Here is a 6234-nt window from a genome sequence, read left to right on the forward strand (position 1 = left end):
GATCACACGACCTGATTAGAGTGGGGGAGTGTCAATGGTCCGCACACTCAACGGAACCTGGCTCATACGTGGCCGGGACGGCAGACTCAGCGCCTACGCTCCGCTGGAGGACGCGGTGCGGTGCTGGGCCGAACAGCTTCCCGGCGGCCCCTGGGCACCGCCCCGCACCGTCGGCGGCGACCAGCGCGTGCACCCGGTGCTCGCCGTGGGGCAGGGCGCCGACTCCTACGCCCACCTGGTCTCCTGGCGTCCCACCGGGGCCGACGAGGCCGGGCTCGTCCACTCCACCCACTTCCGCCCGCACCTCGCCGCGCTCGACTGGGAACGCCTCGGGCACCCCAACACGAAGGGCGCGCAGACCGGCGTACCGGCCGTCGCCGTGGACGCCGAGGGACGCGCACACGTGTTCGTGCGCAACCGGGGCGGCGGGGTCAGCATGCGCGGCCAGAAGGAGCGCGGCGGCTGGGGCCCCTGGCGCGACCTCAAGGGCCGCGAGGTGACGGGCGACCTCGCGGCCGTGACCCGCGCGTCCGGGGTCGTGGAGCTGTACGCGACCTCGCCGGCCGGGATCCTGCGCTGGACGCAGGCCGGCCCGGGCCACATCCCCGCGCTCGACGAGGAACCCCTGAAGGCGGCCGTCCGGCCGGGCACGCTGCGGGCGCTGACGACCTCCGACGAGCACGTGACGCTGTTCTACACGGACGAGGACGGCCGGGTGTGCGCGTGGCGGGCCGGGGCGGAGCCGGTGGAACTGCTGGAGTGCGCGGGGCCGGGGCCGGTGGCCGCGATCCGGTGCCGGATCGACGACGCCGACTGCACGCTGCTCGCGCAGCGGTCGGCGGGTGGGCGGGTGGCGTTCGCCGCGTATCGTTCCCCGCGCCCCTTTTCAGGGGCGCGGGGAACTGCGCAATCTTTTAGCGGGGGAGCTACGCCGGGACCGATGCCACTCCCGGGGCCAGGAACGGCTTGCCGTTGACCCGCTGGGAGACGCCCTCGCGGTCCAGGTAAGGGGTGATCCCGCCCAGGTGGAAGGGCCAGCCCGCACCCGTGATCAGGCACAGGTCGACGTCCTGCGCCTCGGCGACGACGCCCTCGTCGAGCATCAGCCCGATCTCCTGCGCGACGGCGTCCAGGACGCGGGCGCGCACCTGCTCCTCGGTCAGGACGACATCGCCCTGCTTCAGCAGCGCGGCGACCTCCGGGTCCAGCTCCGGCTTCCCGGAGTCGTACACGTAGAAGCCGCGCTTGCCCGCCGCGACGACCGCCGCGAGGTTCGGGGAAACGGTGAAGCGGTCGGGGAAGGCCCGGTTGAGCGTCTCGGAGACGTGCAGACCGATGGCCGGACCGACCAGTTCGAGCAGGACCAGCGGCGACATCGGCAGCCCCAGCGGCTCGACCGCCTTCTCGGCGACCGCGACCGGCGTGCCCTCGTCGATGACGTTCTGGATCTCGCCCATGAAGCGGGTGAGGATGCGGTTCACGACGAACGCCGGGGCGTCCTTCACCAGGACCGCGGTCTTCTTCAGCTTCTTGGCGACGGCGAAGGCCGTGGCCAGCGACGCGTCGTCGGTGGCCTCGCCCCGGACGATCTCCAGGAGCGGCAGGATCGCGACCGGGTTGAAGAAGTGGAAGCCCACGACCCGCTCGGGGTGCTTGAGCTTCGACGCCATCTCGCTGACCGACAGCGAGGAGGTGTTGGTGGCGAGGATCGCGTGCGCCGGGGCGACCGCCTCGACCTCCGCGAACACCTGCTGCTTGACGCCGATCTCCTCGAAGACGGCCTCGATGACGAAGTCCGCGTCGGAGAAGCCCTCGGCCTTGTCCAGGACGCCCGTCACCAGCGCCTTGAGGCGGTTGGCCTTGTCCTGGTTGATCCGGCCCTTGCCGAGCAGCTTGTCGATCTCGGCGTGGACGTAGCCCACGCCCTTGTCGACGCGCTCCTGGTCGATGTCGGTCAGCACGACCGGCACCTCCAGGCGGCGCAGGAAGAGCAGGGCGAGCTGCGAGGCCATCAGGCCCGCGCCCACCACGCCGACCTTGGTGACCGGGCGGGCCAGCGACTTGTCGGGGGCGCCCGCGGGACGCTTGCCGCGCTTCTGGACGAGGTTGAACGCGTAGATGCCGGCGCGCAGTTCACCGCCCATGATGAGGTCGGCGAGCGCCTGGTCCTCGGCGTCGTAGCCCTGCTGGAGGTCGCCGTTCTTCGCTGCGGCGATGATGTCCAGCGCGCGGTACGCGGCCGGGGCCGCCCCGTGCACCTTGCTGTCCGCGACGAAGCGGCCCTTGGCGACGGCCTGGTCCCAGGCCTCGCCGCGGTCGACCGCCGGGCGGTCCACGACGATCTCGCCCTTGAGGACGGCCGCCGTCCACAGCAGGGACTGCTCCAGGAAGTCGGCGCCCTCGAAGAGCGCGTCGGCGATCCCGAGCTCGTAGACCTGGGCGCCCTTGAGCTGCTTGTTCTGGTTGAGCGAGTTCTCGATGATGACCGAGACGGCCTTCTCCGCGCCGATCAGGTTCGGCAGCAGGGTGCAGCCGCCCCAGCCGGGCACCAGGCCGAGGAAGACCTCGGGCAGCGAGAAGGCGGGCAGGGACGCGGAGACCGTGCGGTAGGTGCAGTGCAGGCCGACCTCGACGCCGCCGCCCATGGCCGCGCCGTTGTAGTACGCGAAGGTCGGGACCGCGAGCGCGGACAGCCGCTTGAAGACCTCGTGGCCGCCCTTGCCGATGGCCAGCGCGTCCTTGTGCTCCTTGAGCAGCTCGACGCCCTTGAGGTCGGCGCCGACGGCGAAGATGAACGGCTTGCCGGTGATGCCGACGCCGGTGATCTCGCCGGCCGCGGCCTCCTTCTCGACCTGGTCGACAGCGAGGTTCAGGTTCGCCAGCGAGGCCGGGCCGAAGGTGGTCGGCTTGGTGTGGTCCAGGCCGTTGTCCAGCGTGATGAGCGCGAAGCGCCCGGCGCCGAACGGCAGGTCGAGGTGGCGCACGTGCGCCGACGTCACGACCTCGTCGGGGAACAGCTCGGCCGCGCCCTTCAGGAGTTCAGTGGTGCTCACTTGTCGCCTCCGGCGTCCTTGTGGTGCGGGTTCTCCCAGATCACCGTGGCGCCCATGCCGAAGCCGACGCACATGGTGGTGAGGCCGTAGCGGACCTCCGGCTGCTCCTCGAACTGGCGGGCCAGCTGGGTCATCAGCCGCACGCCGGAAGAGGCCAGCGGGTGGCCGTAGGCGATGGCGCCGCCGTACTGGTTGACGCGCGCGTCGTCGTCGGCGATGCCGTAGTGCTCCAGGAACGCGAGGACCTGGACGGCGAAGGCCTCGTTGATCTCGAAGAGGTTGATGTCCTCGATCGACAGGCTCGCCTTGGCGAGGGCCTTCTCGGTCGCGGGGATCGGGCCGTAGCCCATGACCTCCGGCTCGACGCCCGCGAAGGCGTACGACACCAGGCGCATGCGGACCGGCAGGCCGTTCTCGCGGGCGAACTCCTCGGACGCGATGATCGAGGCGGTGGCGCCGTCGTTCAGGCCGGCCGCGTTGCCGGCGGTGACCCGGCCGTGCACGCGGAACGGGGTCTTGAGGCCGGCCAGGTTCTCCAGGGTGGTGCCCGGGCGCATCGGCTCGTCGGCGGTGACCAGGCCCCAGCCCGTCTCGCCGACCTCCGCGTTGGTGTTGCGCACCGAGATCGGCACCAGGTCCTGCTGGATCTTGCCGTTGGCGTACGCCTTGGCGGCCTTCTCCTGCGAGCGCACGGCGTACTCGTCGGCGCGCAGCTTGGTGATCGTGGGGTAGCGGTCGTGCAGGTTCTCCGCGGTCATGCCCATGAACAGGGCCGACTCGTCGACCAGCTTGTCGCTGACGAAGCGGGGGTTCGGGTCGACGCCCTCGCCCATCGGGTGGCGGCCCATGTGCTCGACGCCGCCCGCGATGACGGCGTCGTACGCGCCGAACGCGACGGAGCCGGCGGCGGTCGTCACGGCGGTCAGCGCGCCCGCGCACATACGGTCGATGGAGTAGCCCGGGACGGACTGGGGCAGCCCGGCCAGGATGCCGGCCGTGCGGCCCAGCGTCAGGCCCTGGTCGCCGATCTGCGTGGTCGCGGCGATGGCGACCTCGTCGATCTTCTTGGGGTCGAGGCCGGGGTTGCGGCGCAGCAGCTCCCGGATCGCCTTGACGACCAGGTCGTCGGCACGGGTCTCGTGGTAGATGCCCTTCGGGCCCGCCTTGCCGAACGGGGTGCGGACGCCGTCGACGAAGACGACGTCCCTGACGGTACGAGGCACGATGGCTCTCCTCCAGATGCGGGATGGCACTACTGCGCGGCACACACGCCCTGAGCGCGCGCTCACCCGCCATGCTACTCGCGGGTAACCGACCTGCCCAGCCCCATGGGGCCGAGCGGCGAAGGTCACACCCCCCGTGGGGTGGCCGAGGGGGGCCGTGTGTCGTCTGCGGGTGCGTTGTGCTTGCTCGCGCAGTTCCCCGCGCCCCTTCAGGGGCGCGGGGAACTGCGCGACAAGCCCCCACCGGGGGCCGGGCTCACTCCTTGGGCTTGGCCAGCGCCGCCACCAGTACCGGGGTCACCTGTTCGATCTGCCAGGGGCGGGCCCCGTACCCCGCGAGGGCGGCCGCCACGGACGCCGCGTCCGGTGTCGACGGCGGCTCCCAGCACACCCGCCGCACCGTGTCCGGAGTGATCAGGTTCTCCTGCGGCATGCCGAGCGTCTCCGCCAGCGCGGAGACCGCGGCCCGCGCCGCGGACAGCCGCGCCGCGGCGACGGGGTCCTTCTCGGCCCAGGCCCGGGGCGGCGGCGGCCCGGCCACCTGCTGTCCCGGCTGCGGCAGCTCGGCGTCCGGCAGCGCCTTCGCCCGGTCCACGGCCGCCTGCCACTGCTCCAGCTGGCGCCGGCCCATCCGGTGCCCGAAGCCGTTCAGCGCGGCGAGCGCGTGCACATTGGCCGGTACCGACAGCGCGGCCTCGACGATCGCGCTGTCGCCGAGGACCTTGCCGGGCGAGATGTCCCGGCGCTGCGCGGTGCGGTCCCGCGCCTCCCACAGCTCCCGTACGACCGCCATCTGCCGCCGCCGGCGCACCTTGTGCATGCCGGAGGTGCGGCGCCACGGGTCCTTGCGGGGCTCGGCCGGGGGCGCCGCGGCGATCGCGGCGAACTCCTGGCGGGCCCACTCCAGCTTGCCCTGCCGGTCGAGCTCCTTCTCCAGGGCGTCGCGCAGGTCGACGAGCAGCTCCACGTCGAGCGCGGCGTAGCGCAGCCACGGTTCGGGCAGCGGGCGGGTCGACCAGTCGACCGCCGAGTGCCCCTTCTCCAGGACGAAGCCCAGTACGCCCTCGACCATCGCGCCGAGGCCGACGCGCGGGAACCCGGCGAGCCGGCCCGCCAGCTCGGTGTCGAAGAGGCGGCTGGGGACCATACCTATCTCCCGCAGGCACGGCAGGTCCTGGGTGGCCGCGTGCAGCACCCACTCGACGTCGGAGAGCGCCTCGCCGAGGCCCGAGAGGTCGGGGCAGGCGACGGGGTCGATGAGCGCGGTGCCCGCGCCCTCGCGGCGCAGCTGCACCAGGTACGCGCGCTGGCCGTAGCGGTAGCCGGACGCCCGCTCGGCGTCCACGGCGACGGGGCCGGTGCCGGCGGCGAACGCCGCGATCACCTCGGCGAGCGCTTCCTCGTCGGCGACCACCGGCGGAATTCCGTCGCGGGGCTCCAGCAAAGGGATCGGCGCCGGTTCGACGTCGTCCGGAGGAGCGCCTCCGGTGGTTCGCAGTGAACTGTCTGCTGCGGTCTCTTGGGCGTCGGTCACCTGTCAAGGGTATCCGTGGATGGACGACGCCCGTCGACGGAACGTTCCGTCGACGGGCGTCGGAGGGGCGTAAACCAGTCAGGTCGGTGAATCCTGAACCGGTGGGGCCTCCCGGGGCGTGCGGAGGAGGCCGTCTCGTCGCGGGTCGGTCGTGGGTCAGTGGATGATTCCGGTGCGCAGGGCCACCGCCACCATGCCGGCGCGGTCGCCCGTGCCGAGCTTGCGGGCGATGCGGGCGAGGTGGCTCTTGACGGTCAGCGCGGACAGGCCCATCGAGACGCCGATGGCCTTGTTCGACTGGCCCTCCGCCACCAGCCGCAGCACCTCGACCTCACGGCCGGACAGCTCGCGGTAGCCGCCCGGGTGGCTCGGGGAGCCCGGGGGACGGCGGTGCATGCGGGCGGCCGCCGAGCCGATGGGGGCG

At 72.4% G+C, this 6234-nt stretch carries 5 protein-coding genes; 1 reads left to right on the top strand and 4 read right to left on the bottom strand.

All coding sequences use genetic code 11. The annotated features are described in order from the left end of the window. The first annotated feature begins 34 nt into the window (after positions 1 to 34). On the top strand, positions 35 to 976 hold the full coding sequence (locus FGF04_RS05345) for a hypothetical protein (RefSeq protein ID WP_188113971.1): 942 nt from the start codon (positions 35 to 37) through the stop codon (positions 974 to 976). Here the strand turns inward: FGF04_RS05345 and FGF04_RS05350 are convergent. The 4 genes from FGF04_RS05350 to FGF04_RS05365 all read right to left on the bottom strand — a co-directional run. Then, entirely contained in the window at positions 927 to 3053 is a 2127-nt protein-coding gene (locus FGF04_RS05350) for a 3-hydroxyacyl-CoA dehydrogenase NAD-binding domain-containing protein (protein ID WP_149510061.1), read from the bottom strand. The two genes, FGF04_RS05345 and FGF04_RS05350, sit on opposite strands and share 50 nt — an antisense overlap. After that, positions 3050 to 4276, bottom strand: a complete 1227-nt coding sequence (locus tag FGF04_RS05355) for a thiolase family protein (protein WP_149510062.1) — start codon at positions 4274 to 4276, stop codon at positions 3050 to 3052. The genes FGF04_RS05350 and FGF04_RS05355 overlap by 4 nt, the downstream gene beginning before the upstream one ends. Before the next feature lie 256 nt (positions 4277 to 4532). Next, a complete protein-coding gene (locus tag FGF04_RS05360) occupies positions 4533 to 5810 on the bottom strand; it encodes a ribonuclease D (RefSeq protein WP_149510063.1) in 1278 nt (425 codons plus the stop codon). A gap of 156 nt (positions 5811 to 5966) precedes the next feature. Continuing rightward, positions 5967 to 6234 (bottom strand): response regulator transcription factor (locus FGF04_RS05365; RefSeq protein WP_149510214.1); only part of this gene is annotated, 268 nt, incomplete at its 5' end.

The organism is Streptomyces apricus, from assembly GCF_008369065.1.
Taxonomy (GTDB): Bacteria; Actinomycetota; Actinomycetes; order Streptomycetales; family Streptomycetaceae; genus Streptomyces; species Streptomyces apricus.